At 63.0% G+C, this 416-nt stretch carries 1 pseudogene; it reads left to right on the forward strand.

The window, feature by feature from the left end:
* Window positions 1-416 (forward strand): annotated as a pseudogene (locus U5771_RS35370) (hypothetical protein); the annotation flags it as partial.

A 416-nucleotide genomic window follows, 5' to 3' on the forward strand; every position in this document is an offset into this window, starting at 1 on the left:
TGTAATCGACGTTGCGTGGCCGGATGGTTTCCACGTATCGACGCAGTACGACGGCTTCGGCCGGCCGTCGCAGTTGCTGGAAAACGGCACGGCGAGCCTGGCGAAGTACAGCTATGACGCGCTGAACCGTCGGGCGAGGGTGGAACTGGGCAACGGGACGCGAACTGAGTTTGCGTACGACAACCAAGGGGGGGTGTCGGGCCAGGATCACCGGTTCACGAGCAGAGCGGAGGACTGGATCGCGCGGTTCGCACGCAACCAGTTGGGCGACATCACGCGATCGAGCGTGACGAACAACCGATACGGTTGGAAGCCGGCGACAGGGACCCGTACGACGTATACGGCCAACGGGCTGAATCAATACCGTACGGCGGCTGGGCGGGCGGTGACGTATGACCTGAACGGCAACCTGACGA

This window comes from Burkholderia sp. BCC1977 (assembly GCF_905339595.1).
GTDB lineage: Bacteria > Pseudomonadota > Gammaproteobacteria > Burkholderiales > Burkholderiaceae > Burkholderia.